The organism is Mycobacterium sp. EPa45, from assembly GCF_001021385.1.
Lineage (GTDB): Bacteria > Actinomycetota > Actinomycetes > Mycobacteriales > Mycobacteriaceae > Mycobacterium.
Genome location: NZ_CP011773.1, coordinates 3780512 through 3806389, shown reverse-complemented (window position 1 = coordinate 3806389; position 25878 = coordinate 3780512). Strand labels below are relative to the sequence as shown.

26 protein-coding genes and 1 tRNA gene are annotated in these 25878 nt (G+C 65.9%); 14 read left to right on the top strand and 13 right to left on the bottom strand.

The features are described 5' to 3' along the window. Positions 1-29: 29 nt before the first annotated feature. From cydB to AB431_RS18230, 3 genes are all read right to left on the bottom strand, one after another. Positions 30-1073, bottom strand: coding sequence for a cytochrome d ubiquinol oxidase subunit II (cydB, locus tag AB431_RS18240; RefSeq protein WP_047331125.1), 1044 nt, complete (start codon positions 1071-1073; stop codon positions 30-32). A 10-nt stretch (positions 1074-1083) separates the two neighbouring features. Further along, positions 1084-2532 (bottom strand): cytochrome ubiquinol oxidase subunit I, encoded by a 1449-nt coding sequence (locus tag AB431_RS18235; RefSeq protein WP_047331124.1) that lies wholly within the window; start codon positions 2530-2532, stop codon positions 1084-1086. 109 nt (positions 2533-2641) lie between these two features. Then, on the bottom strand, positions 2642-3223 hold the full coding sequence (locus tag AB431_RS18230) for an HdeD family acid-resistance protein (RefSeq protein WP_200902654.1): 582 nt from the start codon (positions 3221-3223) through the stop codon (positions 2642-2644). A gap of 226 nt (positions 3224-3449) precedes the next feature. On the opposite strand from AB431_RS18230, the gene AB431_RS18225 reads away from it, so the two are divergent. The 3 genes from AB431_RS18225 to AB431_RS18215 are packed head-to-tail and all read left to right on the top strand — an operon-like array spanning position 3450 to position 5988. After that, positions 3450-4298: an ABC transporter substrate-binding protein gene (locus AB431_RS18225; RefSeq protein ID WP_144418490.1), complete on the top strand. Its 849-nt coding sequence runs from the start codon at positions 3450-3452 to the stop codon at positions 4296-4298. Positions 4299-4303: 5 nt separating this feature from the next. Then, a complete protein-coding gene (locus AB431_RS18220) occupies positions 4304-5224 on the top strand; it encodes an amino acid ABC transporter permease (RefSeq protein ID WP_047331121.1) in 921 nt (306 codons plus the stop codon). 11 nt (positions 5225-5235) lie between these two features. Then, complete coding sequence (locus AB431_RS18215) at positions 5236-5988, top strand: amino acid ABC transporter ATP-binding protein (protein ID WP_200902777.1); 753 nt, start codon at positions 5236-5238, stop codon at positions 5986-5988. An 18-nt stretch (positions 5989-6006) separates the two neighbouring features. On the opposite strand, the gene AB431_RS18210 is transcribed toward AB431_RS18215, so the two are convergent. Together AB431_RS18210 and speB are read right to left on the bottom strand one after the other, a co-directional pair. After that, positions 6007-7278, bottom strand: a complete 1272-nt coding sequence (locus AB431_RS18210; protein WP_047331119.1) for an adenylate/guanylate cyclase domain-containing protein — start codon at positions 7276-7278, stop codon at positions 6007-6009. Between the two features lie 81 nt (positions 7279-7359). Beyond that, positions 7360-8304, bottom strand: coding sequence for an agmatinase (gene speB / locus AB431_RS18205; protein ID WP_047331118.1), 945 nt, complete (start codon positions 8302-8304; stop codon positions 7360-7362). Between the two features lie 46 nt (positions 8305-8350). Between speB and AB431_RS18200 the strand changes: the two genes are divergently transcribed. Together AB431_RS18200 and AB431_RS18195 are read left to right on the top strand one after the other, a co-directional pair. Further along, the gene (locus AB431_RS18200; RefSeq protein WP_047331117.1) at positions 8351-9148 is read left to right on the top strand and encodes a nitrilase-related carbon-nitrogen hydrolase; all 798 of its coding nucleotides are present in this window, start codon (positions 8351-8353) and stop codon (positions 9146-9148) included. A 10-nt stretch (positions 9149-9158) separates the two neighbouring features. Further along, on the top strand, positions 9159-9413 hold the full coding sequence (locus AB431_RS18195; protein WP_052960320.1) for a hypothetical protein: 255 nt from the start codon (positions 9159-9161) through the stop codon (positions 9411-9413). A 135-nt stretch (positions 9414-9548) separates the two neighbouring features. On the opposite strand, the gene AB431_RS31595 is transcribed toward AB431_RS18195, so the two are convergent. The 3 genes from AB431_RS31595 to AB431_RS18180 all read right to left on the bottom strand — a co-directional run bounded on the left by AB431_RS31595 (position 9549) and on the right by AB431_RS18180 (position 11195). After that, entirely contained in the window at positions 9549-9767 is a 219-nt protein-coding gene (locus tag AB431_RS31595; protein WP_047331116.1) for a hypothetical protein, read from the bottom strand. Between the two features lie 77 nt (positions 9768-9844). Beyond that, positions 9845-10969, bottom strand: a complete 1125-nt coding sequence (locus AB431_RS18185; RefSeq protein WP_144418297.1) for an ATP-grasp domain-containing protein — start codon at positions 10967-10969, stop codon at positions 9845-9847. 149 nt (positions 10970-11118) lie between these two features. Beyond that, a tRNA-Leu gene (locus AB431_RS18180) sits at positions 11119-11195 on the bottom strand. Between the two features lie 114 nt (positions 11196-11309). Here AB431_RS18180 and AB431_RS18175 point away from each other — a divergent pair. The 6 genes from AB431_RS18175 to AB431_RS18150 all read left to right on the top strand — a co-directional run bounded on the left by AB431_RS18175 (position 11310) and on the right by AB431_RS18150 (position 17187). Beyond that, positions 11310-11927: an ANTAR domain-containing response regulator gene (locus AB431_RS18175; protein WP_047331114.1), complete on the top strand. Its 618-nt coding sequence runs from the start codon at positions 11310-11312 to the stop codon at positions 11925-11927. Positions 11928-12113: 186 nt separating this feature from the next. Further along, complete coding sequence (locus AB431_RS18170; protein ID WP_047331113.1) at positions 12114-13331, top strand: branched-chain amino acid ABC transporter substrate-binding protein; 1218 nt, start codon at positions 12114-12116, stop codon at positions 13329-13331. A 77-nt stretch (positions 13332-13408) separates the two neighbouring features. After that, positions 13409-14446 (top strand): branched-chain amino acid ABC transporter permease, encoded by a 1038-nt coding sequence (locus AB431_RS18165; RefSeq protein WP_047331112.1) that lies wholly within the window; start codon positions 13409-13411, stop codon positions 14444-14446. After that, positions 14443-15633: a branched-chain amino acid ABC transporter permease gene (locus AB431_RS18160; protein ID WP_047331111.1), complete on the top strand. Its 1191-nt coding sequence runs from the start codon at positions 14443-14445 to the stop codon at positions 15631-15633. The genes AB431_RS18165 and AB431_RS18160 overlap by 4 nt, the downstream gene beginning before the upstream one ends. Continuing rightward, complete coding sequence (locus tag AB431_RS18155) at positions 15630-16466, top strand: ABC transporter ATP-binding protein (protein WP_047331110.1); 837 nt, start codon at positions 15630-15632, stop codon at positions 16464-16466. Before AB431_RS18160 ends, AB431_RS18155 begins: the two co-directional genes overlap by 4 nt. Next, positions 16453-17187, top strand: a complete 735-nt coding sequence (locus AB431_RS18150) for an ABC transporter ATP-binding protein (protein WP_047331109.1) — start codon at positions 16453-16455, stop codon at positions 17185-17187. The genes AB431_RS18155 and AB431_RS18150 overlap by 14 nt, the downstream gene beginning before the upstream one ends. On the opposite strand, the gene map is transcribed toward AB431_RS18150, so the two are convergent. The 4 genes from map to AB431_RS18130 all read right to left on the bottom strand — a co-directional run bounded on the left by map (position 17184) and on the right by AB431_RS18130 (position 19921). Then, on the bottom strand, positions 17184-17954 hold the full coding sequence (map, locus tag AB431_RS18145) for a type I methionyl aminopeptidase (RefSeq protein WP_047331108.1): 771 nt from the start codon (positions 17952-17954) through the stop codon (positions 17184-17186). The genes AB431_RS18150 and map overlap by 4 nt on opposite strands. A gap of 90 nt (positions 17955-18044) precedes the next feature. After that, positions 18045-18272 (bottom strand): DUF167 domain-containing protein, encoded by a 228-nt coding sequence (locus AB431_RS18140; protein WP_047331107.1) that lies wholly within the window; start codon positions 18270-18272, stop codon positions 18045-18047. Further along, the gene (locus AB431_RS18135) at positions 18273-19472 is read right to left on the bottom strand and encodes a lipid-transfer protein (RefSeq protein ID WP_047331106.1); all 1200 of its coding nucleotides are present in this window, start codon (positions 19470-19472) and stop codon (positions 18273-18275) included. Then, complete coding sequence (locus AB431_RS18130) at positions 19469-19921, bottom strand: Zn-ribbon domain-containing OB-fold protein (protein ID WP_047331105.1); 453 nt, start codon at positions 19919-19921, stop codon at positions 19469-19471. The genes AB431_RS18135 and AB431_RS18130 overlap by 4 nt, the downstream gene beginning before the upstream one ends. Before the next feature lie 95 nt (positions 19922-20016). Between AB431_RS18130 and AB431_RS18125 the strand changes: the two genes are divergently transcribed. The 3 genes from AB431_RS18125 (at position 20017) to AB431_RS18115 (ending at position 24643) form a co-directional block, all read left to right on the top strand. Continuing rightward, positions 20017-20313: a hypothetical protein gene (locus tag AB431_RS18125; RefSeq protein ID WP_047331104.1), complete on the top strand. Its 297-nt coding sequence runs from the start codon at positions 20017-20019 to the stop codon at positions 20311-20313. A 29-nt stretch (positions 20314-20342) separates the two neighbouring features. Further along, positions 20343-23042: a DNA polymerase I gene (polA, locus tag AB431_RS18120; protein ID WP_047331103.1), complete on the top strand. Its 2700-nt coding sequence runs from the start codon at positions 20343-20345 to the stop codon at positions 23040-23042. A 425-nt stretch (positions 23043-23467) separates the two neighbouring features. Then, positions 23468-24643, top strand: a complete 1176-nt coding sequence (locus tag AB431_RS18115) for an Ig-like domain-containing protein (RefSeq protein WP_052960319.1) — start codon at positions 23468-23470, stop codon at positions 24641-24643. A gap of 2 nt (positions 24644-24645) precedes the next feature. Here the strand turns inward: AB431_RS18115 and AB431_RS18110 are convergent, their stop codons facing one another. After that, entirely contained in the window at positions 24646-25785 is a 1140-nt protein-coding gene (locus AB431_RS18110; RefSeq protein ID WP_047331102.1) for a PrsW family intramembrane metalloprotease, read from the bottom strand. Between the last annotated feature and the right edge of the window lie 93 nt (positions 25786-25878).

Here is a 25878-nt window from a genome sequence, read left to right as displayed (position 1 = left end):
CAGCGGGCCCGACCGCCGCCGGTCGGTGCTCAGGGCACGCGCCTGCGCGGCAGGCCGACCGGCTCCGGAATCGACTCGGCGAAGATCCGCTTACGGAACACCCAGTATGTCCAGCCCTGATAGACCAGCACGATCGGGGTGAATATCGCTGCGGCCCAAGTCATCACCTTCAAGGTGTACGGGCTGGACGAACCGTTGAAAATGGTCAGGTCGTAGGCCGGGGAGATGGTCGACGGCACCAGGTTGGGGTACAACGACCCGAACAGCAGCGTCACCACCGCGGCGATGACGATGGTCGTCGCCAAGAACGCCCAACCTTCCCGCGCGCCCCACGCGGCAGCGACCGCGGCGAGCTGGGCGATCACCGCCAGGGCCAGGACCGCCCACGTCCACGGCTTGCCGTGCGCCAGTTGGGTCCACACCCCGAACGCGGCGACCAGAACCGTCGCGGGCAGGGCCAGCGTGCGGGCCAGCCGGACCGCATCGGTGCGCACCTGGCCGCCGGTCTTGAGCGCCAGGAACACCACGCCATGGAATCCGAACAGCGAGCAGGTGGCCAGTCCGCCGAGCAGCGTGTAGGGGTTCAGCACGTCGGTGACCGACAGTCCGGTGACGTTCTTGTCCGGGCCCACCGGCAGTCCGTTGACCAGGATCGCGAACGCGACACCCCACAGGATTGCCGGCAGCCACGAGCCGGTCGCGATGCCGATGTCGCACCAGCGGCGCCACTTCGGGTCGTCGATCTTGCCGCGCCATTCGATCGCTACGATCCGCGCGATCATCGACAGCAGGATCACCAGCAGCGGCAGGTACAGCGTCGAGAACACCGTCGCATACCAGTGCGGGAAAGCCGCGAACATGGCTCCGCCCGCGGTGATCAGCCACACCTCGTTGCCGTCCCAGACCGGGCCAATCGTGTTGAGCACCGCCCTGCGGCGAGTTTCTTTGTCGCCGTTGCCGATCCGGCCCAACCACGCCATCGCCATGCCGACCCCGAAGTCGAATCCCTCCAGGACGAAGAATCCCAGGAACAGCACGGCGACGATCACAAACCAAATCTGTTGCAGCCCCATGGCTGGCTCCTCAGTACGCGAAGGACAGGGGTGCGACTTCGTCGGCCCCGGGTGGGCTGGGCGGCGCCGGTTCGGCGTCGTGCTCGAGTGGGCCGGCGGTGACGTAGCGACGGATCAGGTAGAACCACACCACGGCCAGCACCGCGTAGATCAAGGTGAACGAGATCAGCGACACCCAGACCAGACCCGGCCCGTGCAGTGATACGCCCTGGCGCACAGTCAGCCGGACGAGTTGGTCGCCGTCGGGGTTGGGCGCGACCACCCAAGGCTGGCGCCCCATCTCGGTGAACACCCAGCCGGCAATGGCGGCCAGGAACGGAGTCGGAATCGTCACCAGAGCAAAACGGGAATACCACCGAGTCCCCGGCACCCGCCCGCGCCGGGTCAGCCACAGGGTGGCCATTGCGAACAACAGTGGCACCGCCATCAGGCCGATCATCGCGCGGAACGACCAGTACGTGACGAACAGATTGGGCACGTACCACCCGGGGCCGAACTTCTGTTCATATTGCTGCTGAAGGTCTTTGGTGCCCTCCAAGGTCACGCCGCTGAACTTGCCCTCGGCCAGGAACGGCAGCGCGTAGGGCACCTCGATCACGCGGGTGATGCTGTCGCAGTTGTTGTGCGTCCCGACGGTCAAGATGGAGAACCCTGGATCGGTTCCGGTGTGACACAACGATTCAGCAGCGGCCATCTTCATCGGCTGCTGGTGGAACATCAACTTGCCCTGTACGTCGCCGCTGAAGAACAAACCGACGCACGCGGCCAGCGCCACCAGCGACCCGAGGATCGCGCCCGGACGGTACAGGGCGGTGGCGTCGGGGCTGCCCTTGGCGCGAACCATCCACCACGCGCACACCGTCGCCACGAACGTCGCCGCAGTGAGGAACGATGCGGCCACCGCGTGCCAGAACGCCGCGACTCCAGTGTTGTTGGTGAACAACTCCACGATGCTCTGTAGCTCCGCACGGCCCGTCGCAGGGTTGAACCGGGTGCCCACGGGGTGCTGCATCCACGAGTTCGCGGTGATGATGAAGAACGCCGAGAGGTTCACCGCGATGGCCACCAGCCAGATGGAGGTCAGGTGTAGCCACCGGGGCAGCCGGGTCCAGCCGAAGATCCACAGCCCGATGAAGGTGGATTCCAGGAAGAACGCGACCAGGCCCTCCAGTGCCAGCGGTGCGCCGAACACGTCACCGACGAAGCGGGAGTATTCGCTCCAGTTCATCCCGAACTGGAACTCCTGGACGATGCCGGTTGCGACACCGATCGCGAAGTTGATGAGGAAGACCTTGCCGAAGAATTTGGTGAGCCGGTACCAGGCCGCGTTGTCGGTGAGCACCCAGATCGTCTGCATGATGGCGATCAGCGGGGCCAACCCGATGGTCAGCGGTACGAATATGAAGTGATAGACGGTCGTGATTCCGAATTGCCATCGGGACACGTCAAGAGCGCTCATCTCGAACTCTCCAAACAACGCGAAAGGCGCGGGTCGCCTATCTACGACAAAGTGTAGTAGCGATCCGCGCCGTCCGCGCTAGGGCATTTGGCCCTTTGTGATGAGGATCCTAGGGCTGTGGGGCGGTGAGCCGATTCCCGAGATCCTTCGAGGCCTTGCGGATTCCGAAGCTGGCCACCACCTCGAACACGCCGATCACGACCAGCCAGATGCCAACCACGAGGGTCAGCGTGGCCAGCGAGGGGAACGGGGATGCCAGCACCACGATGCCCGCGATGAGGCTGATGACGCCGACGAAGATCTCCCAGCCGCGGCCGGGGGTGTCCGGATCGCTGATCGCCGACACCGCGGTGGCGACGCCACGGAAGATGAAGCCGACCCCGATCCAGATGGCCAGCAGCAGAATGGAGTTCTCGATGCTGCGGAAGCACAGCACGGCCAGAATGAGGGCGGCTGCGCCGCTGATGAACAGCATGACCCGGCCGCCGGCCGACACATGCAGGGTGAAGGCGTGGAACACCTGCGAGATGCCGGTCACCAGGAGGTAGGCGCCGAAGAAGATCGCGGCCACGAGGATTGAGATCCCCGGCCAGACGAGTACCAGGACGCCAAGGGCGAGCGACAGCACGCCCGACAGCAGGACAGACTTCCACAGATGCGGCAGCAGCGGCGGGGCAGAGGTAGTAGTCATGGCCGAAGTGTTGCACAGCGCGCTGCCGATGAGCGGTATTTGAGCAGTTCACCCGACTGGTTCCGCTGCCAACTGGTTACGCTGCTACTACTGTTCCGTTACCGGCGGTACAAAACCTGGACCGGGCCACTAGTTTCGGGCAGGACAGCCCGGATGCAGTCGAGAGAAAGAGGCAACCGTGCAGAAATGGTGTCGCATTGCCGGAGTGGTAGCCGTAGCGGGTGCCATGGCCCTTTCGGGCTGCAGCAGCAAGAACGACTCGGGCGCGGGGCCGTCGACCTCGACCACGGCGGCCAAGGCGCAGAAGGTCGACGAGATCGCAGCGACCGTCCCCGACGACATCAAGAAGTCGGGCAAGCTGGTCGTCGGCGTGAACATCCCTTACGCGCCTAACGAATTCAAGGATTCCAGCGGCAAGATCGTCGGCTTCGACGTCGATCTGATGAACGCGATCGCTTCGACGATGGGATTGACCGCCGACTTCCGCGAGGCGGACTTCGCCAAGATCATCCCGTCGATCCAACAGGGCACCTTCAACGTCGGGATGTCATCGTTCACCGACACCAAGGAGCGCCAGCAGTCGGTGGACTTCGTCGACTACTTCAACGCAGGCATCATGTGGGCGCAGAAGCCCGGCTCGCCGATCGACCCGAACAACGCCTGCGGCAAGAAGGTCGCCGTGCAGGCGACCACCACCGAGGAAACCGACGAGCTCCCCAAGAAGAGCAAGGCATGCACCGACGCGGGCAAGCCGGCGATCGAGATCCTGAAGTTCGACGGTCAGGACGCCGCCACCAACGCCGTCGTGCTCGGCCAGGCCGACGCGATGTCGGCCGACTCGCCGGTCACCGCCTACGCGATCAAGCAGAGCAACGGCAAACTCGAAGCGGCCGGCGAGATCTTCGACTCGGCACCCTACGGCTGGCCGGTCGCCAAGGGTTCGCCGCTGGCGGCCTCGCTGCAGAAGGCGCTCGAGCACCTGATCGAGACCGGTGACTACAAGACGATCGCCAGCAACTGGGGTGTCGAAGCCGGAATGATCACCAAGCCGGTCATCAACGGAGGGACCAGCTGACCGATATGGCTGTCGACGAGTCGGCTCCACCTGCCATCAACGCGGTACCGCTTCGTCATCCCTGGCGGTGGGTGGGGGCGGTCGTCATCGTCGTCCTGCTCGGCCTGTTCATCTACGGCGCGGCCACCAACCCGGCCTACGGCTGGTCGACCTACGGCGACTACCTGTTCAACGAGCGCATCATGCTCGGTGTCTTCAACACACTGCAGCTGACGGTGTACGCGATGGCGCTCGGCATCGTGCTCGGTGTGGTGCTGTCGGTGATGCGACTGTCGCCCAACCCCGTATTCGGTTCGGTCGCATGGGTTTTCCTATGGATCTTTCGCGGCACACCGGTGTATGTGCAGCTGGTGTTCTGGGGGTTGATCCCGACGATCTATCAGCACATCCAGCTCGGGGTGCCGTTCGGGCCGTCGTTCTTTCATCTCGACCTGCAGAACCTGTCCATCCCGTTCCTGCTCGCGGTCATCGGTCTGGGCCTCAACGAGGCCGCCTATATGGCCGAGATCATCCGCGCCGGGATCACGTCGGTGCCGGAGGGGCAGTCGGAGGCATCGACCGCGCTGGGCATGTCGTGGGGAATGACGATGCGCCGCACGGTGCTCCCGCAGGCGATGCGGGTCATCATCCCGCCGACCGGCAACGAGGTCATCAGCATGCTGAAGACCACCTCGCTGGTGACGGCCGTGCCGTACTCCTATGACCTGTACAGCATTGCCTCTCGGGAGATCGCGGCTCGCACCTTCGAGCCGGTTCCGATGCTGCTGGTGGCGGCGACCTGGTACCTGGTGGTCACCAGCGTGCTGATGGTGGGGCAGTACTACCTCGAGAAGTACTTCTCCCGCGGCATATCCAGGAAGTTGACCACCAAGCAACTCGAGGCATTGGCGAAGGCGCAGACCGGTACGGAGGCAGGACACGTATGACCGGTGAACCCATGGTGCGCGCCGAGCGGGTGTGCAAGGACTTCGGCGCCCTGTCTGTGCTCAAGGGTGTGACGCTGTCGGTCGACCGCGGCAAGGTGCTGGTACTTGTCGGGCCGTCGGGCTCCGGCAAGTCGACGTTCCTGCGGTGCATCAATCACCTCGAAAATGTCAGCGCGGGAAGGCTTTACGTCGACGGTGAGCTGATCGGCTATCGCGAGCGCGGCGACAAGCTCTATGAGATGCCCCCGCGTGAAGCCGCCAAACAGCGCCGCGACATCGGCATGGTGTTCCAGCACTTCAACCTGTTCCCGCACCGTACGGCGCTGGCCAACATCATCGAATCGCCGGTGCACGTCAAGCGGGTCAAGAAGGCCGCCGCGGTCGAGCGTGCTCGCGAGCTGCTCACCACGGTGGGCTTGTCGGACAAGGCCGACGCCTACCCCGCGCAGCTGTCCGGCGGCCAGCAGCAGCGCGTGGCGATCGCCCGTGCGCTGGCAATGGATCCGAAACTCATGTTGTTCGACGAGCCGACTTCGGCGCTCGATCCCGAGCTCGTCGGCGAGGTGCTGGGCGTGATGAAAAAGCTCGCCAGTCAAGGCATGACGATGATCGTGGTGACCCACGAGATGGGCTTCGCCCGCGAGGTCGCCGACGAGCTGGTGTTCATGGACGGCGGGGTGATCGTCGAGAGCGGCGCGCCGCGCGAGGTGCTGAGCAACCCGCAGCACGAGCGCACCAAGGCGTTCCTGTCGAAAGTCATGTAGCGCGCGAGAATCGCAGGTTCAGCCGGTTGGACTCTCGACCCGCCCAGTCTCTTCCTGGGCGGGTCGAGCGCTGTCCGCGGCCGGCAGAGCCCGGCGGTCGACGAGATACCAGGTATGCATGAGGCCTTTGCCCTTGACCTCGACGTCGCCGCGCTCCTCGAGGATGAAGCGGTCACGCAGCCGCTCGTAGACATCCTGAGGCACCTGAATGCGGCCCTCGGGATCGGTGGTCTCCATGCGGGAGGCGACGTTGACGGCGTCGCCCCACACGTCGTAGAAGAACCGGCGAGCGCCGACCACGCCCGCAACGACCGGGCCGGCGGCCATCCCCATCCGCAGCGGGACGAGCTGCCCGTTGGGATCGCGCAGATCTCGGACCGCCTTGGCCATGTCCAGGGCGAGATTCGCGAGTGCCTCGACGTGATCGGCCCGGGGTTCGGGCACACCGCTGACCACCATGTAGGAATCGCCGGTGGTCTTGATCTTCTCCAGGCCGTGCTTGTCCACCAGCCGGTCGAAGGTGGTGTACAGCCGGTCGAGGAAGCGCACCAGCTCGGCGGGGGCGATCTGGCTGGCCCGCTCGGTGAAGCCGGCGATGTCGGCGAACAGGATCGAAGCGTCGTCGTACCGGTCGGCGATCGTGCCGCGCGCCGGGTCTTTGAGCCGTGCCGCGATCGTGGCGGGCAGGATGTTGGCCAGCAGCGCCTCGGAGCGCAGGTACTCGAATTCCATTGCCGCTTCGGCGCGCGAGACTTCCCGCATGGCGTACCAGACCGTCGCGAAGATCATCACGCAGGCGGACACGGTCGTGATCACGAACCCGGCGTTGACCAGCCAGCGCGGCTGGATTCCGGTGTCGCCGGGGACCAGGAACTGCGACGCGATGGTCAGCCCGGCGCCGATCGCCACCACGGTCGAGGCCAGCACAACATGTTCGACGCCGAGTACCAGCACCGCCAGCGACGCCGACACCAGGTAGTAGAACTGGATGCCCGAATCGGTCCCGACCTGCCAGCCGACGATCGTCAGCGATACGAACGCGAAGAAGACGAAGGCCAGCGCGGCGATGATGTCGCCGAAGCGGTGCAGCAGCGGGATGATCCCGAAGATCGCCGCGGTGCCGAGGTTGACCAACCCGATGACCACGAGATGCTCGCCGGTGACGAACTGCAGGATTCCCACCACGGCGGTGACGACGGCCGCCATCGACGCCGCAATGTTGAGCACCCGCTGACGGCGCCTGATCGACTCGGCCCAGTGCAGGTTTCGGGCCGGCGTGCGGCGCTGCATACGCTCACAGTCCGCGCGTTGGGCCGGTCCGTCCGACGGCACCGAACCAGCGCATTTTCGCAGGGTGCCCACACCGGCAGCCTATCGGTTGGCCGCAAGCACCGAGAGCAGTTCGTAGCCGACGTGGGCAGCGGCGATCCCGGTCATCTCCGCGTGGTCGTAGGCCGGGGCCACCTCGACGATGTCGGCGCCGACCACATCAAGACCCACCAGCCCCCGCAACGTGTTGAGTAGTTCGCGCGACGTCAACCCACCGGCTTCAGGTGTTCCGGTACCCGGTGCGTGCGCCGGATCGAGCACGTCGATGTCGACCGAGACGTACACCGGTCCACCGTCGAGCCGCTTGCGCATTCGCTCCACAATGCTTGTCACACCGTCGAATTCATAGTCATCGGAGCGGATGACCTGGAAGCCCAGAACGGCGTCGTCCTCTAGGTCAGTCTTACTGTAGAGCGGGCCCCGGATGCCCATGTGCAGCGATCGCTCCATGTCGATCAGCCCTTCCTCGCTGGCTCGCCGGAAAGGTGTGCCGTGGGTGTAGGGCGCCCCGAAGTAGGTGTCCCACGTGTCGAGGTGGGCGTCGAAATGCAGTACCGCCACCGGTCCGTGGTCGCGCGCCACTGAGCGCAGGATCGGCAGGGCGATCGTGTGGTCGCCGCCGATCGTCAGCACGGTCGCCCCGTCCTTTCGCAGGTCGGTCATCGCGGTGTCGATGCCTGCGATCGCCTCGTCGATGTCGAACGGGTTGACGGCGATGTCGCCGCCGTCGGCCACCTGCTGGGCAGCGAACGGGCTGATCCCCAGCGCGGGGTTGAACGGCCGCAACAGCTTCGACGCCGCTCGCACATGTGATGGTCCGAATCGCGCTCCGGGCCGGTAGGACACCCCGCTGTCGAACGGCACCCCGACGATGCACACGTCGGCGCCGGGCACTTCGTCGATCCGTGGCAGCCGCGCGAATGTCGACGGCTCGGTGTAGCGGGGATACTTCGTTGCGTCGACGGGTCCTACGACGTCGGATGCCATGCTTCCTCCTCTGCCGGTTCCTTGCGGGCGAGGTTAGCCTGCAAGAGTGACCCGGATCGCGTGCGCTCAGATCGACCCGACGCTCGGTGCGTTGCAGGCCAATCTCGAGCTCTCGGCAGCGGCCGTGGCCGACGCCGTCGCCCACGGGGCCGACGTCGTGGTCCTTCCCGAGCTGGCTACTTCCGGGTATATGTTCGCCGACGCCGGCGAAGCGCGCTCGGTGGCGTTGCGCCCGACCGATCCGGCCTTCGAGGCGTGGCGCTCGGTCGCCGGGGACGCGATCGTGATCGGTGGGTTCTGTGAGCTCGGCGAGGACGGTGTGTTGTACAACAGCGCGCTGGCGCTGGATCGTGCGGGGCCGATCGCCACCTACCGCAAGACGCATCTGTGGGACCGCGAGAAGCTCATCTTCGCCCCCGGCGCAACGCTGCCGACGGTGTTGAAGACCCGGCACGGTGCGATCGCGGTGATGGTCTGCTACGACCTCGAGTTCGGTGAGGTGACTCGCCGGGTTGCGGTCGACGGCGTGGAATTGATTGTGGCCCCGGTGAATTGGCCGCGGTTCCCACGCCCGGAGGGTGAACGCGCCGGCGAGGTCATCACGGCGATGTCCACCGCGAGGCTCAATCGGGTCGTCGTTGCAGTCTGCGATCGCGCGGGAGTGGAGCGCAACCAGCGGTGGACCGAAGGCAGTGTGATCATCGGCCCGGACGGTTGGGTGGTCGCCGAGGCCGGCGCAGGGCCGGGGCTGGCCATCGCCGACGTCGACCTGTCCGCAACGCACGACAAGACGCTGACGGAGTACGTCGACCTGCTGTCGGACCGCCGCATCGACCTGTATTGAAAGCACTGCTATGACGACTCGACATCTCCGCCCCTGGCACGTGGTAGTGGGAACGGTGCTGTTCTTCTCCGCGATGCTGCTCGCGGGCTTTGGTATAGCCGCGACGGCGTCGGGCAACCCGACTTGCACGAACGTCGGGCCGACCACCACGGTCTGCCAGAGTCCGGGCAACGCGCAGATCACCACCTCGCCGGGGACGATCGCCACCCCGAATTGGGGCTGGCCGTTCTGGGGTGGGGGACTGGTGATTTCCATCGGGGGCTGATCGCTCGTCCACGAAGGCGATGAATTCTGCCCTACGAAAGTTTGCCTGGACGGTAGTCTCTGCCCATCGGCCGTGCCGAGTCGGCCTATGACGACGGGGAGTAGGGACAATCATGAGCTCTGGGCGCTTGACTCGTCAGATTGCACTCTTTGCTGGCGGGGCTGCGATTGTCGGGATGGGGGCGCTGACCGCCTGCAGCCAGAACGCGAAGGATGCCCCGTCGTCGACGACGACCACTCCGTCGTCCTCCGTCGCGCCGTCACCCACCGAGAAGGCAGTGTCGCCGGGTGGGCCCAACTCGTTTTCGCCGACGGTCAACCCGGCGCCGCCGGGAGACACCTGCAAGCAGGTCATCGGGAACAACTGCGTTCGGTAAGGGTCGACCGCAGCTAAAGCGGCCACCGCGCAGCCGAAATGATGTGAGCGGGGCGCTATTTCGACGTAGGCACCGTCCGCCTCGTGGGGCGGTCGAAGTAGCGGCGGAACAGGAGCACCGGGTCGGCGCAGCCTTGTGCCAGTGCCCGCCGGTTGCAGCGGTCCAGCGACCAGGGTTTGCGGCGCCCCCTGGCCAGGTCGAACAGAAGGTGGGCGGGCGCGGTCACGGACCGGTTCGCAATCGGCGTCGGCTCGGAAACCGGCTGACCCAGTGCATGACGTATCCCGGCCGCGACGTAGTTCTCGCCGCACCAGTACGAGTGGCAGACCGAGGCCCAGATCCTGGGGTTGCACTCGAGAAAGCTGACGTGCCCGTCGGGACCGAGCCGAGCGTCGAGATGCGCGAGTCCGGTCAGGCCGGCCGCCTTGACGTACTGCTTGCCGAGGGACACCACCTGCTCGTTGTCCAGGTGTGTGATCGTCTCGCCGTCGCGCATCTGCGGTGCGGCGAGGATCGCTTCGCCCTCGACCGCGAACACGTTGAGCCCGACATCCTGGCCCGGCAGGAACTCCTGCGCGACCAGCGGGCGGTACTGATAGTCGTCGTTGTCGATGATCTGCCGGCGAATGTCGTCGGCCGACTTCGCCAGTAGCAGGCCATCCGAACCGCCCCACGTCGTGGGCTTGACGATCAGCGGATAGCCGAACCGTTCGCCCAGTTCGTCCGGGTTCAGCCCGTGCTTGTCAGCCACGAAGATCGAGGCCGGGACCGGCACGCCCGCCTGCACGCAGGTGTCGTGAAATGCGTGCTTGTCGTTGAGTCGGTGCAGCTGCGGCAACGTCGGGATCGGGAAGACCGGCGTGGTCAGGCGATCCTTGACCTCCGCCAGCAGGAACAGGCTGTCGCTGTCGCCCGGCATGATGATGTCGACCCGGTGTTCGCCGGCCAGTTCCGTGACGCGGGCCGCGAATTCGTCGGGGTCGGCGCCGTAGACCTGGCAGGGCACGAACGTCTCGCAGTACCGGGAGAAGCGCAGAAACTTCAGGCCTGGGTCACCGGCGGCGACGACCTTGGCGCCCATGCCCTTGAGGCAGTACAGCGCAGAGCAGGTGAGGCTGGGCTGCGAGCAGACCAGGAGAACTCTGGGTCGCGTCAAAGTGCCGGTGTCAGCTGTGGGCATTGGCGAAATTCCTCAGGGCGAAGCGGAAGATGACTGCTGAACGCTCGCACATCTTTTCAGAGGACTCGAACTTTTGCCCGTAGTCCGGCCCTGGGAGTTGCCCCGGGGTCAGGAGCCAGGGGCCGGCATACGGCTGTTTGCTGAATTTCTGGTGCCCTCGGTGAGATTCGAACTCACACTGCACGGGTTTTGAATCCGTTTCCTCTGCCAGTTGGGATACGAGGGCCGGGCCTGTTGCGGCGGTGTTCCACCATAGTGGATCGCGCGGGTGACGTCGCCAACCGGTGGGCTGCGATGCCCCGCGGTCGCTGTTTGGGGTCGATCACGCGACAATGACTGCATGACCGACGCCGCAGACCGTACTTCCCGACGTGTGCTGATCGCCGAGGACGAGGCGTTGATCCGGATGGATCTGGCCGAGATGCTCCGGGACGAGGGCTATGAGGTGGTCGGCGAGGCCGGCGACGGCCAGGAGGCCGTCGAGCTGGCCGAGCAGTTGCGTCCCGACCTGGTGATCATGGACGTCAAAATGCCGCGCCGCGACGGGATCGACGCGGCCGCGGAGATCGCCAGCAAGCGCATCGCCCCGATCGTGGTGCTGACGGCCTTCAGTCAGCGCGATCTGGTGGAGAAGGCGCGCGACGCCGGCGCGATGGCCTACCTGGTGAAGCCGTTCTCGATCAGCGACCTGATCCCGGCGATCGAGGTCGCGGTCAGCCGGTTCGGCGAGATCGCCGAACTCGAGCGTGAAGTGGCCAACCTCTCGGACCGGCTGGAGACCCGCAAGCTGGTGGAGCGGGCCAAGGGTCTGCTGCAAGCCAACCAGGGGATGACCGAACCCGAGGCGTTCAAGTGGATCCAGCGGGCGGCGATGGACCGGCGAACCACCATGAAGCGGGTCGCCGAGGTGGTGCTGGAGACCCTCGACACGCCCGGTGCGGATCCGGCGTCGAACTGACGCGTTAAGTCTGCGTTTCCTCTGACCGCGCCGTTTGGGGCGATCCGGAATATGCTCACGGCCAGGCGTTGGCCAAGATGACGCGCTGCGGCCACCGGTTGGTTATGTTCTACCGCAGTGTCGAGAGTGGGCCGGATGGTGGTCTGCGACGTCGGCGCCGTGAAACTACTGACCCGGAGGTGAAACGTGCGCGGACGCGCGACACGCAGTGCAATCGCCGCTAGTTCGGCGCTGCTGGTGGTCGTCGGTATCGCCGGCTGCAACAAGCAGTCCCCGTCGAATGGTGGGAACTCCTCGCAGGGCGACCTGAAAATCGTCGAGCAGGTTCAGATCGATCAGAACGGTGCCGAGGTCAAGCCCGATGCGGGTGCCACCCCGGCCGATCCGGCCGGAGACGGCAAGGCCACCTGCCCGCCGGTGTCCATCGCGATGGCCGGCGCGCTCAACGGGCCCGACGCCGCGCTGGGTATCAACATCAAGGACGGCGTGCAGCTGGCCATCGACAAGCACAACGCCGCCAATCCTGGTTGCCAGGTGCAGCTGAAGCCCTTCGACACCGAGGGCGATCCGCAGAAGGCCACCGCGATCGCACCTCAGATCGTCGACGACGCGTTCACCATCGGTCTTGTCGGGCCGGCGTTCTCGGGTGAGACCAAGGCCACCGGCGGAGTGTTCGACCAGGCCGGCCTCGTTGCGGCCACCGCCTCGGCGACCAATGTCACGCTGTCCGATCAGGGTTGGAAGACGTTCTTCCGCGGCCTGGCCAATGACGGCGTGCAGGGCCCGTCGGTGGCCAACTACCTGAAGAACACGCTGGGCCAGAAGAAGGTCTGCGTCGTCGACGACAGCACCGACTACGGCACAGGCTTGGCGGCAGCGGTCCGCGAGACGCTGGGCCCGGTGGCCCTGGATGCCTGCAAGATCTCGGTCAAGAAGGGCGACAAGGACTTCTCGGCGGCGGTCACGCAGGTCAAGGGGCAGTCGCCGGATTCGGTGTTCTACAGCGGCTACTACGCCGAGGCCGCTCCTTTCGTGCAGCAGCTGCGCGACGGCGGGTACACCGGCAAGTTCGTCAGCGCCGACGGCACGAAGGACCCGGAGTTCGTCAAGCAGGCCGGCCAGTCCTCCAAGGACGCCATCCTGTCCTGCCCCTGCGGCCCGGCCACCGGCTCCTTCGCCGACGAGTACACCAAGAAGTTCGGTCAGGCGCCCGGCACCTACAGCACCGAGGGATACGACCTCGGTACCGTTCTGCTGAAGGGCATAGACGCCGGCAAGATCACCCGTCCCGACCTGCTCGACTGGGTCAAGAACTACAACGGACAGGGTGTGGCCCGTAAGTACCAGTGGACCGACAAGGGTGAACTCACCACCACCCTGATCTGGATCTACAAGGTTCAGTAGCAGATTCGGGGGACGCGTCCGGGACCGCAAGGCTCGGACGCGTTCTCGTTTCACACACCAAGGAGGCCGCCGCCTAGATGGTCCACGAGAGCTTCGGCCAGATGACGTATCTCGCCAGTGACATCGGTTTCAACATCGACAATCTGCGAGACGGCTTCTGGCAGTTGACGATCGACGGACTGTCGTGGGGCGCCATCTACGCTCTGGTGGCCGTCGGCTACACCTTGGTGTTCGGCGTGCTGCGGCTGATCAACTTTGCGCACTCCGAGATCTTCATGTTCGGCATGTTCGGCGCCTACTTCTGCCTTGACCTGATCCTCGGGTTCACGCCGAGCGGTAACGCCTACAGCAAGGGCGTGCTGCTGACGGTGCTCTATCTCGGTATCGCCATGTTGTTTGCCATGCTGGTATCTGGTTCGGCCGCAATGGGTTTGGAGATGGTCGCGTACCGCCCGCTGCGCCGTCGCAACGCGCGGCCCTTGACGTTCTTGATCACCGCAATCGGCATGTCGTTCGTGCTCCAGGAATTCGTGCACTTCGTGTTGCCCAAGATCATCAAGGGATACGGCGGCAGCAATGCGCAGCAGCCGGTCATTCTGGTGCAGCCGAAAACTCAGTTCCACGTGTTCGGCGCCACGGTCTCCAATGTCACGCTGGTGATCGTGGCCGCCGCGCTGGTGCTCGCCGCGCTGACCGACATCGCGATCAACCGGACGAAGTTCGGCCGGGGCATCCGCGCGGTGGCTCAGGACCCGACTACGGCGACGCTGATGGGGGTATCCCGGGAACGCATCATCCTGACGACGTTCCTGATCGGTGGACTGCTGGCCGGTGCCGCCGCGCTGCTCTACACCGTGAAGGTGCCACAGGGCATCATCTATTCGGGCGGATTCCTGTTGGGTATCAAGGCGTTCTCGGCGGCGGTGCTCGGCGGCATCGGCAACCTTCGTGGGGCGCTGCTGGGCGGGCTGGTGCTGGGCATCATGGAGAACTACGGCCAGGCGGTGTTCGGCACGCAGTGGCGTGACGTCGTCGCGTTCGTGCTGCTGGTTCTCGTGCTGCTGATCAGGCCCACCGGGATACTCGGAGAAAGCCTCGGAAAGGCGCGGGCATGAGCGAGCAGACGCCAGGAAAGTGGTCGGGCCGGCTGCTGGCTCCCGGCGACGGTCTGCGCGGCTGGTGGGCGGGCCTGAGCCGAGTGCAGAAGTGGGGCTTCGGAATTCTGGGCTTCGCGCTGCTGGCGTTGTCGCCGCTGTATCCGCCGCCATTCTTCGATACCCCGGGAATCAGCTTCGGCGGCACCATGGCTCAGTTCGCGATGGTGGCGATCATCGCGATCGGCCTCAACGTGGTGGTCGGGCAGGCCGGTCTGCTCGACCTGGGTTACGTCGGCTTCTATGCCGTCGGCGCCTACACCGTCGCCCTGCTCACCAGTCCGGACAGCCCGTGGAATCAGCTCAGTGAAAGCGGCGCCTTCAGCGAGAACTGGGCATGGTTGTCGTGCGTGCCGCTCGCCATGGCCTTCACCGCCCTGGCCGGTTTGATTCTCGGCATCCCGACGCTGCGCCTCCGTGGCGACTACCTCGCCATCGTCACGCTGGGATTCGGCGAGATCATCCGCCTGCTGGCCGACAACCTGTCCGATGTCACCAACGGTTCCCGTGGTCTGAACGGGGTGGCCTATCCGCGGGTCGGGCGGACCGACACCCTGCCCGACGGTGTCTTCTCCAGCGGCAACTCGACCGGCCACGCGAACTACGGGACGTGGTGGTTCTGGCTCGGACTGATCCTCATTGTCGGAATTCTGCTGCTGGTCGGAAACCTCGAGCGCAGCCGGGTGGGCCGGGCCTGGGTCGCCATCCGGGAGGACGAGGACGCCGCGGAAGTGATGGGTGTCAACACGTTCCGGTTCAAGCTGTGGGCGTTCGTCATCGGCGCCGCGATCGGCGGGTTGTCCGGGGCGCTGTATGCGGGGCAGGTGCAGTACGTCGCACCGCCAACGTTCAACATCATCAACTCGATGCTGTTCCTGTGCGCGGTGGTCCTCGGCGGTCAGGGCAACAAGCTCGGCGTCATCTTCGGCGCGTTCGTGATCGTGTACCTGCCGAACCGGCTGCTCGGGGTGCACTTCCTGGGCATCAACCTCGGCGATCTGAAGTACCTGTTCTTCGGCCTGGCTCTGGTGGTGCTGATGATCTTCCGCCCGCAGGGCCTGTTCCCGGTGCGGCAGCAACTGCTCAGCTACGGAAACCGGGCACGAAAGCTGTTGAGCCGCGCCGACGACAGTAAGGCGGCGGCATGACCGAGCCCGAGATCGACGAGGAACTTGCCGCGCTGCACCGCGATGTCGAGGTCGCCGAGGGCGAAATCCTCCTGGAGACCCAGGATCTCACCGTGAGATTCGGCGGCCTGACCGCCCTGGATTCGGTGAGTTTCGCGATCAAGCGTGGTGAGATCCTCGGGTTGATCGGTCCGAACGGGGCCGGCAAGACCACCTGCTTCAACGCGATCACCGGCGTGTACCGGCCCAGCTCGGGCTCGGTGACGTTCGACGGCGCACCGCTGGGCCGGATCAAGCGCCACCAGATCACCCGGCGCGGGATCGCCCGGACATTCCAGAACATCCGGCTGTGGGGCGAGATGACCGCGCTGGAGAATGTGGTGGTGGGCACCGACGCACGACACAAAACGTCGGTGCCCGGGGCCCTGGTGCGTACGCCGCGGCATCGCCGCGAGGAGCGTTCGGCCATTGAAAAGGCCGCCGCACTGCTGCAATTCGTCGGGATCGCGCACCGCGGCGAGGAGAAGGCCAAGAACCTGCCGTACGGGGACCAGCGTCGCCTGGAGATCGCCCGGGCGCTGGCCACCGAGCCGAAGCTGCTGTGCCTGGACGAGCCGGCGGCGGGTTTCAACCCCAGCGAGAAGTCTGCGCTGATCGAGCTGATCCAGGCCATCCGCGACGACGGCTACACCGTGTTGCTCATCGAGCACGACATGCGACTGGTCATGGGCGTCACCGACCGGATCGTGGTCCTCGAGTTCGGCCGCAAGATCGCCGACGGCCTGCCCGCCGAAATCCGCGACGACCCTGCCGTGATCGCCGCCTACCTGGGGGTGCCCGATGACCAGCTCTGACACGCCACTGCTGGAAGTGCGCGACGCAGTCGTCCATTACGGCAGAATCGAAGCGCTGCACGGGGTTTCGCTCGAGGTCCGCCAAGGGGAACTGGTGACGCTGCTCGGCTCCAACGGTGCCGGGAAGACCACGATGATGCGGGCGATCTCCGGGTTGCGGCCGCTGTCGAGCGGCTCGGTGTGGTTCGAGGGCCGCGACATCAGCCGGGTCAAGGCTCATCAGCGGGCGATCGACGGCCTGATTCAGGCGCCGGAGGGTCGCGGCGTATTCCCCGGGATGAGCGTCACGGAGAACCTCGAAATGGGTTGCTACGGACGCAAGTTCGACAGCAAGGCCGAGCGTCGAGAGCGGTTGGACTGGGTGTTCGAGACCTTCCCGCGGCTGGCCGAGCGCCGAGCTCAGGTCGGCGGCACACTGTCCGGTGGCGAGCAGCAGATGCTGGCGATCGGGCGGGCGTTGATGGCGCGCCCGCGGGTGCTGCTGCTCGACGAGCCGTCGATGGGGTTGGCGCCCATGATCATCTCGCAGATCTTCAAGATCATCTCCGAGATCAACGCGCAGGGCACGACGGTGCTGCTGGTAGAGCAGAACGCCCAGCAGGCGCTGACCCGATCCGACCGTGCCTACATCCTGGAGACCGGGACCATCACCCGCAGCGGCGACGCCCGAGAGTTGTTGGCCGACGACAGTATTCGCGCGGCGTACCTCGGGGTCGCCTAGGCCGCACTGGTGAGTACGCGCGCACCCTGCTCGGTGATCGCGATGGTGTGCTCGGAGTGTGCGGTGTTGGATCCGTCGGCCGCCCGCAGCGTCCAACCGTCGGGATCGACTACCAGCCGGTTGGTTCCGCGCCCCCACCACGGTTCGAGGGCCAGCGTCAGACCGGGTTTGAGCACCATCCCGCGGCCGCGCTTGCCGCGGTTCGGCACGTGTGGGTCTTCATGCATGGTGCGGCCCAGTCCATGTCCACCGAAATCGGTGTTGACCGCATAGCCCGCGGCGGCGGCCACCTCGCCGATGGCGGCCGAGATGTCACCGAGCCGGCCACCGGGGACCGCGGCGGCGATACCGGCCCTCAGTGCCCGGCGGGTGGAGTCGACCAGCGCGGTGTCCGCGGCGTCGGCGTTGTCGCCGACGATCACCGTGCGGGCCGCGTCGGCCACCCAGCCGTCGATCGAGACGGCGAAGTCCAGCTTGAGCAGATCGCCGTCTTTGAGCACGTAGTCCCAGGGAAGCCCATGGAGCACAGCATCATTGACCGACAGACAGATCACATTGCGGAATGGCCCGCGGCCGAACGACGGGGCGTAATCCCAATAGCAGGAGGTCGCACCGCGCTCGTCGACCAGCGCCCTGGCGTGGTGCTCGAGCTGCATGAGGTTCACGCCCGGTTCGGCCTCGTCCGCCAACGTCGCCAGTGTGCGGGCCACGAAGTCGCCGGTGACGGCCATCTTGTCGATTTCTTTGGCGGTCTTGAGTTCGATCATCGAGGCGTAGCGTACCGCCGCGGCTCGAACGTCGACTTGTTGTCGCTGCTGAGGCGATTTCACGCCCACAACTCGACGCTCGGCGCGAGACTAGCCGACGCGAAACCGCTTGATGCGTGACGTCGCTCCCGACACCAGTTCCACGCTGCTCCGGGACACCCCGAAGTGTTCGGCCAGCAGCTTGGTCGCGGCCTCGGTGGCCTTGCCATCGATCGCACGCTCCCGCACGAAGATCGTCAACGAACCGTCGGGCGCCGTCTCGATCAGCGGCCCTTTGCGGCTGCCGGGTTTAACGGTCACGACGACGTTCTCGGCCACCTAGCGGGCAACAACCACCGAGGAGCCGTGGCCGAACAGGCCCTGGTTCGCGGTCACGCCGACCTTGGCGCCCTCGACCTGACGGCCGGAGGCCTGGCCCTTGAGCTGCCAGGTGAGTTCGCAGACCTGCGCGATCGCCTGCGCGGGGATGGCCTCGCCGAAGCTGGCCAGCCCGCCGGAGGCGTTGACCGGGACCCGGCCACCGATCGTCGTGGCACCGCTGCGGAGCAGTTGTTCGGCCTCACCCTTGGCGCACAGGCCCAGATGCTCGTACCAGTCGAGTTCGAGTGCGGTGGACAGATCATAGACCTCGGCCAGCGACAGATCCTCGGGGCCGATGCCGGCTTCGGCGTAGGCGGCATCGAGGATCTGGTCCTTGAACACCCGATCCGGACCCGGCACCACAGCAGTAGAATCCGTTGCGATGTCCGGCAATTCGGGCAGGTGCTGCGGGTACTGCGGGCTCTGCAGGCTCACTGCGCGCACCGACGGCACACCCTGGACCGAGCCGAGGTGCTTCTCCGCGAATGCCTTGCTGGCCACGATCACTGCGGCCGCACCGTCGGATGTCGCGCAAATGTCCAGCAGCCGAAGCGGATCGGAGACCACCGGGCTTGCCAGGACATCCTCGACGCTGGCTTCCTTGCGGTAACGGGCGTACGGATTGTTCAGCCCGTGCCTGGCGTTCTTGACCTTCACCGCAGCGAAGTCCTCGAGCGTCGCGCCGTAGAGATCCATCCGGCGGCGGGCCAACAGCGCGAAGTACACGGTGTTGGTGGCGCCGATCAGATGGAAACGCTGCCAATCAGGATCGTTGCGGCGTTCGCCGCCGACCGGCGCGAAGAAGCCCTTCGGCGTGGTGTCGGCGCCGATGACCAGCGCGACGTCGCAGAAGCCGGCCAGGATCTGCGCCCGCGCGCTCTGCAACGCCTGCGAGCCGCTGGCGCAGGCCGCGTAGCTCGAGGTGACCGGGATGCCGTTCCAGCCGAGCTTCTGCGCGAACGTCGCACCGGCCACGAAGCCGGGATAACCGTTGCGGATGGTGTCGGCGCCGGCGACCAACTGGATCTGGCGCCAGTCCAGGCCTGCCTCGGCCAGTGCCGCACGCGCGGCGACCACGCCGTATTCGGTGAAGTCGCGGCCCCACTTGCCCCACGGGTGCATGCCCGCACCGAGAATGTAAACCGGCTCAGCGCTCATTTGGCGATCTCCCATGCATAGGTGACGCGCTCGACGCCGTCGTCGTCGGTGTAGAGCGGAGTGGTGGTCAGTTCCACCTCCATGCCGACCTTCAGGTCGGCGGCCAACGTGCCGTCGACCACCTTGCCCAACACGATCAGCCCCTCGTCGGCAAGTTCGACAGCGGCGACCGCGAACGGTTCGAACGGGTCCGGCGACGGATACGGCGGGGGAGGCGCGTAGCGGTTCTCGGTGTAGCTCCACACCGTGCCCCGCCGTGAGAGGGCGACGGCCTCGAGCACATCGCTGTCGCACGCCGGGTTGGGGCAGTTGTTGGCCCGCGGCGGGAACACATAGGTCCCGCACTGTGGGCATTTGCCGCCGATCAGATGCGGCACACCGGCGTCGTCGTGGTCCCACCAACCGTCAATTGCCGGTAGTTGAGCGGGGGCGTCTGGAGAAGCTGGCACTGGGTCATCGTATGCGATGGGGACTGCTGAATTGAAACGTGTTCCAGTTCGAGAAGTTGGGATCGGTAGCGGATCAGGCGGGCTGAACTCATGGCATGGGACTTTTCAAGAAACTCAGTGATCCTGCCCTCCTGGGCGGCCCGTCGAACAAGCCGGTGTCGGACGACGACCCGATCTGGGAGCCGATCAACGGCATCTCGTTGGGCAATTACGCCGAACTCGCCCAGGCCGCGCAGAAGCGTGGTGTGACCGACGAGGCCGGCATGATCGCGCTGGGCCAGGAGCGCGGCTGGGATCCGGCCGACACCAAGGCCGCGCTCGACGGGTGGGTGCAACGGATGGGCCAGTCCATGGCCGTGGGGCAGCGGTTCCGCAAGCTCCTGGGGTACTGAGTGTCGGAGGCGGTGCATAGAGTGAGGGCGTGACGGCGAGCGCTACCGACCAGAAACCGACCCTGCTGCTCCTGGATGGCAATTCGCTCGCGTTCCGGGCGTTCTACGCGCTGCCCGCGGAGAACTTCAAGACCAAGAACGGGCTGACCACCAACGCGGTGTACGGCTTTACCGCCATGCTGATCAACCTGCTGCGCGACGAGACGCCAACCCACGTCGCCGCCGCGTTCGACGTCTCCCGGCAGACATTCCGCAAGGAGAAGTACCCGGAGTACAAGGAAGGCCGCTCGGCAACGCCGGATGAGTTCCGCGGCCAGATCGAAATCACCAAGGAAGTGCTCAACGCACTCGGCATCACCGTCCTGGCCGAGCCCGGCTTCGAGGCCGACGACATCATCGCCACGCTGGCCACCCAGGCCGAGCAGGAGGCCTACCGGGTGCTGGTGGTCACCGGCGACCGCGACGCGTTGCAGCTCGTCAGCCCGGACGTGACCGTGCTCTATCCCCGCAAGGGTGTCAGCGATCTGACCCGGTTCACCCCCGAGGCGGTGGTGGAGAAGTACGGCCTGACGCCGACGCAGTACCCCGACTTCGCGGCGCTGCGGGGCGACCCGAGCGACAATCTGCCCGGCATCCCGGGGGTGGGGGAGAAGACCGCCGCCAAGTGGATCGTCGAATACGGCTCGCTGCAGGGTCTGGTCGACAATGTCGACTCGGTGCGTGGCAAGGTCGGAGATGCGTTGCGCGAGAACCTGTCCAGCGTCATCCTCAACCGCGAACTCACCGATCTGGTCAAGGACGTCCCGCTGGCGCAGACTCCCGACACGCTGCGGGTGCAGCCGTGGGACCGCGACCAGATTCACCGGCTGTTCGACGATCTCGAGTTCCGGGTTCTGCGCGACCGGTTGTTCGACACCCTGGCCGCCGTCGAACCGGAAGTCGACGAGGGCTTCGATGTCCGCGGCGGCCAGCTCGAACCCGGCGCGGTGGCGGCCTGGCTGGCCGAACACGCGGCGAGCGGCGCGCGCTCCGGCCTCGCGGTCGTCGGCACCCATCGGGTGTACGACGGTGATGCCACCGCACTGGCCATCGCCACCGCCGACGGCGAGGGCGCCTACGTCGACACCGCGGTTCTCACGCCCGAGGACGAGTCCGCGCTCGGAAAGTGGCTCGCCGACGAGAGCGCACCGAAGGTGTTGCACGAAGCCAAGATTGCGATGCACGATCTGGCCGGCCGGGGCTGGCGGCTGGCTGGGGTCACCTCGGACACCGCATTGGCGGCCTATCTGGTGCGGCCCGGGCAACGCAGCTTCGCCCTCGACGACCTGTCGCTGCGCTACCTGCGCCGCGAATTGCGCGCCGATAATCCCGAGCAGCAACAACTTTCGCTTCTCGATGACAGCGAGGGAGTGGACGACCAGGCGGTGCAGACCGTCATCCTGCGTGCCCGTGCGGTCGCCGACCTCGCCGATGCGCTGGACGAGGAGCTCGACCGCATCGATTCGTCGTCGCTGCTGGGTCAGATGGAACTGCCGGTGCAGGCCGTCCTGGCCGGTTTGGAAAACGCTGGCATCGCCGTCGATCTGGAAAAGCTGAACAACCTGGAACGGGAGTTCGCCGAGCAGATCCGCCAGGCCGCCGACGCTGCGTACGAGGTGATCGGCAAGCAGATCAACCTGGGTTCGCCCAAGCAGCTGCAGGTCGTGCTGTTCGACGAGCTCGGCATGCCGAAGACCAAGCGCACCAAGACCGGCTACACCACCGACGCTGATGCGCTGCAGACATTGTTCGACAAGACCGGCCACCCGTTCCTCGAGCACCTGCTGACCCACCGGGACGCCACCCGGCTCAAGGTGACCGTCGACGGCCTGCTCAAGTCGGTGGCCGCCGACGGCCGCATCCACACCACGTTCAACCAGACCATCGCCGCGACCGGACGGCTGTCGTCGACCGAGCCGAATCTGCAGAACATTCCGATCCGCACCGACGCCGGCCGGCAGATTCGCGATGCGTTCATCGTCGGCGAGGGCTACGGCGAGCTGATGACCGCCGACTACAGCCAGATCGAAATGCGGATCATGGCGCACCTGTCCAAGGACGAGGGGCTCATCGAGGCGTTCCGGACGGGGGAGGACCTGCACTCGTTCGTCGCGTCCCGTGCATTCGACGTCCCCATTGACGAGGTCAACGCCGAGCTGCGCCGCCGCGTCAAGGCGATGTCATACGGGCTGGCCTACGGGCTGAGTGCCTACGGCCTATCGGCGCAGCTGAAGATCTCGACCGAAGAAGCCAAGGTCCAGATGGAGCAGTACTTCAACCGGTTCGGCGGCATCCGGGACTACCTGCGCGACATCGTCGACCAGGCCCGCAAAGACGGCTACACCTCGACGGTGTTCGGCCGCCGGCGCTACTTGCCGGAGTTGGACAGCAGCAACCGGCAGGTACGCGAGGCCGCCGAGCGTGCCGCGCTCAACGCCCCGATCCAGGGCAGCGCCGCGGATCTGATCAAAGTGGCGATGATCAACGTCGACTCGGCGATCAAGGAGAACGGGCTGTCGTCGCGCATGCTGCTGCAGGTGCATGACGAGCTGCTGTTCGAGGTGGCCGCCGGCGAACGCGACGCACTCGAGGAGTTGGTGCGAGACAAGATGGGCAGCGCCTATCCACTGGATGTCCCGCTGGAGGTGTCGGTGGGGTACGGCCGAAGCTGGGACGCGGCGGCGCACTAGCTGTACCCCGGGTCGCCAGTTCAATCGGGGCGCGAGCAAACTTGTCTGGCAAAGTACCGGTGCAACGATGTCGGAGGCGGTACCGTCGGTCGGACCGCATCACGTGCGCGAAAACCGGGGGGATTTCGATGTCGAAGGTTGGGTGGGAGGCGCGCGTCGGTGCGTTTGCCTTCATGGTCGGGCTATCGTGGGTCGGGCTGCAGGCGGCCGGTGTCGCAAGCGCCGATGACGGGAGCCGATCGAATTCGCCGTCTGCGTCGACAGGGCACGCTAAGCCTAGCGGTGGCGTTGCTCGGCAGTCCGGACACGCCGCGCCCGACCTGCGAGCCGCCGCGAAGCCGTCGGCTGCGAGCGCCCGCCGGACCCCTTTGCTCGGCTCGCCGCTGGTAGACGCGAGGCGACCGGCATCGACCACGCCGGATGCGGTGACGGCCAAATCGGATCCGATCGTCAGCGCCCCGAGCATGACTCGGCCTGCGGCTTCGGCGTCAGCGAACCCCGTCCAGGATTTTTTCGACCAGGTCTCGTTGCAGATTCGCCGCACCTTCTTCAACAACGCACCGACCGTGCAGCCTGTCCAGATCGCCGGTCAGCATGAAGGGGTGATCAGCGGAACCGTTGGGGCGGTCGACCCCGAAGGGGACGTGATCAAGTACGACGTTGTCCCTGCCGGCACCGGCGTGCCTCTGCACGGCACCGTTCAGATTGCCTCCGACGGCACTTTCACCTACACCCCAGGGCCGGATTTCACCGGAACTGACGAGTTCGCCGTTCGTGCAACGGATCTCGGACTGCATATCAACCTCCTGAACCTATTCCGCTCGCCCAGCACGACGGCGTCGGTCACGGTGAGCCAGTACGCAATCGGGACGCCGGCGTTGAAGTTTGCGTTCACTTTCGATTCCGGATCGGAATCGTGGTGGTCGCCCGCTTCGCGCGCAGCGTTGCAAGGGGCAGCCGATTACCTGTCGGCCCACATCCTGCCGTCAGCCTCGCTCCCGGTGACCGTCAGCTATCTGATCACCGTTGAGAGCACACCCGGCTCCAGCATGCTCGGTACCGGCAGCAGCTCCCTTGCCATCGTCGGCAGTGGAAAGTTCGAAGACACTGTGGTGCAACACAAGATCCTCACCGGGATCGACCAGAACGGCACGCAGGCCGATGGCACCATCGTGTTCAACTCCGCGCACACGTGGTCCTTCGACAGCACCCCAGGGTTCTTTGAAACCGATTTCGAAACGGTGGCGCTACATGAGTTGGTGCACACGCTGGGCCTCTTATCGACGATCGGAAGCGCATTGTTGTCGACCTACCGAACGACAATGGACTCCTACGCCGTCAACAGCGCTGGTGCGCACTTGTTCGGCAGCGACGGTTCCTGGATCGGCGGCAGCGGCAGCGGGGTCTATTTCGGCGGGCCCACTGCGGTGGCCGCCAACGGCGGGTTGGTGCCGCTGGACGCCACTGGCGCGCATCTGAACGGTTCAACCTTCCCGGGGTCGTTGATGAGCCCGAGCATCGCCCCTGGCGTTCGCCGGATTCAGCTCAGCGCGGTTGAGATCGGCATGCTCGAGGACCTCGGCTACACAGTCTCTGCCTAGCCCTACATCGGCGGCCGGTAGCCGTTCAGCCAGTGCAGCGCGGCGCCCGCTTCGGCGCGGGCCGCGACCACGCCGTCGACCTCGAGCTGCTGCAGGGCGAACACCCGAGAGTCGCCGAAGCCGCGGTCGATGCGATCCCGCACGAACGCCAGCTCGACCACTTGAATGGCGAATTTCTTGACCCCGCGCCCGGCCGGGCGGCCGCCGAATCCCGTCGCGGCGGCGACAACCTCTTTGCGGGTGCGGATCGTCCCCAGCCAGCCGGCTTCGGCCGGGGTGATCAGACCCGCCGCAACCATGCCCGGGAGCTTCTCGGCCACGACGCGTTGCTCACGCCGCCGGCTGCGCACGGCCAGCGTCACGGCCAGGGCGAACACCGGCATCATCCACACCACATACAGCCCGAAGTAGGCACCCGGACCCGCCAGCGCAGAACCGTTCCACAACCCGTGCATCACCACTGCGGCGAGATACCCGAGCACCACACAGCCCGCCTTGGCGAACCAATTTCGTTGCTGCAGAGCGAAATGCACCCCGATCGCGGTGAAGGTGGTGAACAACGGATGGGCGAACGGTCCCATCACAAGGCGCATTCCTGCGGTCAGCAGCGAGTCGCCCAGCGACGTGCCGTCGGCGATGTAGAAGATGTTCTCCAGCCACGCGAACCCGATTGCCGTCATCCCCGCATAGACCAGGCAGTCGGTCAGCGAGTTCAGCTCGACGCGGCGCACGCCGGTCATCATCAGCAGCAGGAACAGGCCCTTGGCGGCCTCTTCGATCAGCGGGGCACCGACCGCGACAGTGAATGGGCTGGACTCCGAGCCGCCGTTGCTCACCGCCGCATCGAACACCGTCTCCAAGCCCACCGACACGACGACCGCCACCGACGCACCCCACACGAAGGCGAACACCAGCAGCCGGGGCGGCTCGGGCTCCCAGCGGTCCAGCCAGAGGTAGGACAACACCACCAAGATCGTGGCCACCGTGGCCAGGACGAAACCGATGATCGTTCCGGCCGGATTCACCGCGGTCAGAAGGGTCAAGATCAATCCGGCGATCGTGCCGAGAATGATGATGACCGCGAGCGGGGCGCCGACCTTGCGGACCGGCCGGGGCAGCGGCGGCGGATAGGGGTAGGACACCTGAGCAGGGTATTCGAACGGCGCCGCACAGCGGGCTCACAGACCCGGGTTTGTCCAGCGTGTGCCTAGTCGAGTAGGCTCGGGAAGTACCTG

Excerpts from the sequence above, each read along its gene's own strand:
- AB431_RS31595 (WP_047331116.1), bottom strand. The coding sequence starts at position 9,767 with ATGACCTGCTTGCAGGTGTCTCCCGGCGGCGCCGGGTTGACCGTCGGC.
- AB431_RS18230 (WP_200902654.1), bottom strand. The coding sequence starts at position 3,223 with ATGACTACTACCTCTGCCCCGCCGCTGCTGCCGCATCTGTGGAAGTCT.
- AB431_RS18155 (WP_047331110.1), top strand. The coding sequence starts at position 15,630 with ATGACCGAGCCCGAGATCGACGAGGAACTTGCCGCGCTGCACCGCGAT.
- AB431_RS18225 (WP_144418490.1), top strand. The coding sequence starts at position 3,450 with ATGGCCCTTTCGGGCTGCAGCAGCAAGAACGACTCGGGCGCGGGGCCG.
- AB431_RS18215 (WP_200902777.1), top strand. The coding sequence starts at position 5,236 with ATGGTGCGCGCCGAGCGGGTGTGCAAGGACTTCGGCGCCCTGTCTGTG.
- AB431_RS18125 (WP_047331104.1), top strand. The coding sequence starts at position 20,017 with ATGGGACTTTTCAAGAAACTCAGTGATCCTGCCCTCCTGGGCGGCCCG.
- AB431_RS18185 (WP_144418297.1), bottom strand. The coding sequence starts at position 10,969 with ATGCCCACAGCTGACACCGGCACTTTGACGCGACCCAGAGTTCTCCTG.
- AB431_RS18220 (WP_047331121.1), top strand. The coding sequence starts at position 4,304 with ATGGCTGTCGACGAGTCGGCTCCACCTGCCATCAACGCGGTACCGCTT.
- speB (WP_047331118.1), bottom strand. The coding sequence starts at position 8,304 with ATGGCATCCGACGTCGTAGGACCCGTCGACGCAACGAAGTATCCCCGC.
- AB431_RS18150 (WP_047331109.1), top strand. The coding sequence starts at position 16,453 with ATGACCAGCTCTGACACGCCACTGCTGGAAGTGCGCGACGCAGTCGTC.
- AB431_RS18195 (WP_052960320.1), top strand. The coding sequence starts at position 9,159 with ATGACGACTCGACATCTCCGCCCCTGGCACGTGGTAGTGGGAACGGTG.
- map (WP_047331108.1), bottom strand. The coding sequence starts at position 17,954 with ATGATCGAACTCAAGACCGCCAAAGAAATCGACAAGATGGCCGTCACC.
- AB431_RS18165 (WP_047331112.1), top strand. The coding sequence starts at position 13,409 with ATGGTCCACGAGAGCTTCGGCCAGATGACGTATCTCGCCAGTGACATC.
- AB431_RS18210 (WP_047331119.1), bottom strand. The coding sequence starts at position 7,278 with ATGCAGCGCCGCACGCCGGCCCGAAACCTGCACTGGGCCGAGTCGATC.
- AB431_RS18235 (WP_047331124.1), bottom strand. The coding sequence starts at position 2,532 with ATGAGCGCTCTTGACGTGTCCCGATGGCAATTCGGAATCACGACCGTC.
- cydB (WP_047331125.1), bottom strand. The coding sequence starts at position 1,073 with ATGGGGCTGCAACAGATTTGGTTTGTGATCGTCGCCGTGCTGTTCCTG.
- AB431_RS18160 (WP_047331111.1), top strand. The coding sequence starts at position 14,443 with ATGAGCGAGCAGACGCCAGGAAAGTGGTCGGGCCGGCTGCTGGCTCCC.
- AB431_RS18135 (WP_047331106.1), bottom strand. The coding sequence starts at position 19,472 with ATGAGCGCTGAGCCGGTTTACATTCTCGGTGCGGGCATGCACCCGTGG.
- AB431_RS18175 (WP_047331114.1), top strand. The coding sequence starts at position 11,310 with ATGACCGACGCCGCAGACCGTACTTCCCGACGTGTGCTGATCGCCGAG.